At 73.5% G+C, this 1,640-nt stretch carries 1 protein-coding gene and 1 pseudogene; one reads left to right on the forward strand and one right to left on the reverse strand.

The features are described 5' to 3' along the window. Window positions 1–248: 248 nt before the first annotated feature. The gene (gene pseI / locus PSH25_RS29065) at window positions 249–1,301 is read left to right on the forward strand and encodes a pseudaminic acid synthase (protein ID WP_238662062.1); all 1,053 of its coding nucleotides are present in this window, start codon (window positions 249–251) and stop codon (window positions 1,299–1,301) included. 79 nt (window positions 1,302–1,380) lie between these two features. Here pseI and PSH25_RS29070 read toward each other — a convergent pair. Further along, a pseudogene (locus PSH25_RS29070) lies at window positions 1,381–1,640 on the reverse strand (hypothetical protein); the annotation flags it as partial.

Genomic DNA, 1,640 nt, shown 5'->3' on the forward strand with positions numbered 1-1,640 from the left:
CGGTTCGCCCGCCGCGGACGAGGACCCGGGCCGAGCGGCGGGCGCCGGGCCGACGCCTGAGGGTGGGCTCGCGCCGGAGCGACGCGACGCGCTGGCCGGTGGCCGGCTGCCGTGATCGACCCCACCGCAGAGCACGCCGGGGGCCGGGGCGGCTCCCGGCGCCCTGGTTTTCCAGGTCGTCCGCCCGCCGGGTGGACGACGACAGCACCACCGCACCCCGGTGCGGACGTACCTGAGTAGAGGTCGGAATGACGGCGACAATCAAGATCGGACCGCACGCGGTCGGTGCCGGGGAGCGACCGTTCGTGGTCGCCGAGATGTCCGGTAACCACAACGGCGATCTGAACCGGGCACTGGCGATCGTCGACGCCGTGGCCGAGAGCGGGGCGCACGCGCTCAAGCTCCAGACGTACCGGCCGGACACGATCACCATCGACGTCGACACCCCGGCGTTCCGGATCTCCAGTGGGCACGAGCTGTGGGGCGGGGAGAACCTGTACCGCCTCTACGAGCGCGCGCACACCCCGTACGAGTGGCACGCGCCGATCTTCGAGCGGGCCCGCGAGCGTGGCCTGACCGTCTTCTCGTCGCCGTTCGACGCGACCGCCGTGGAGCTGCTGGAGTCACTGGACGCGCCCGCGTACAAGATCGCTTCGTCGGAGCTGGTCGATCTGCCGCTGATCCGGCTGGTGGCCAGCACCGGCAAGCCGATGGTGATCTCCACCGGAATGGCGACGGTCGCCGAGATCGACGCCGCCGTGCGCACCGCCCGGGACGGCGGCGCGGCGGGCATCGTCCTGTTGGCCTGCACCGCGTCCTACCCGGCGCCGCCGGCCGACAGCAACCTGCGCCGGCTGCCGGTGCTGGCCGGTGCGTTCGACGTGCCGGTCGGGCTCTCCGACCACACGCCCGGCATCGGGGTGGCGGTCGCCTCGGTGGCGCTCGGCGCCTGCTTCATCGAGAAGCACGTGACACTGGACCGGGCCGACGGCGGCGTGGACTCGGACTTCTCCCTGAACCCGGCGGAGCTCACGGCCCTGGTCGCCGAGTCCGGCCGGGCGTACGCGGCGCTGGGTGGCACCGCGATCGGCCCCACCCCCGCCGAGCGGGAGGGGCTGCGGTTCCGCCGCTCGCTCTTCGTGGTCGAGGACGTCCGGGCCGGCGACCCGGTGACCGCGCACAACGTCCGCTCGATCCGGCCGGCCGGCGGTCTGGCCCCCGTGGAGATCGACCGGGTCCTGGGCCGCACCTTCACCACCGACGTCCCCCGAGGCACCCCCCTGAGCTGGGACCTGATCTGACCGGTACGCGCACCGCCCCTTGATCACTTGATGCTCAGCAGCTGAATCCAACCGCCGGCAGCTACTCAGCATCAAGTGATCAGGGGGATCCGGTGGTGCGGCTGTTGGGGGCGAAGCCGACGGTTACCACCAGGTCGGCCACCGCGAGGGTGCGCCAGACCGCCGCTCCGTCGGACGGCGCTCCCAGGCCGTGGCGCCGCCACCAGACCGCCACCGGCACGTCGGCCAGCTTGCAGCAGCACTCGGCCCGGGTCCACCGGGCCCAGAAGTCGCCCGCGCCGAACCGGCGGGCCAGCGCCGGGGGCACCGGGGCGTCCGCGCGCTCCGCGTCGATGGCCA

Source organism: Micromonospora foliorum (assembly GCF_022229015.1).
Lineage (GTDB): Bacteria > Actinomycetota > Actinomycetes > Mycobacteriales > Micromonosporaceae > Micromonospora > Micromonospora foliorum.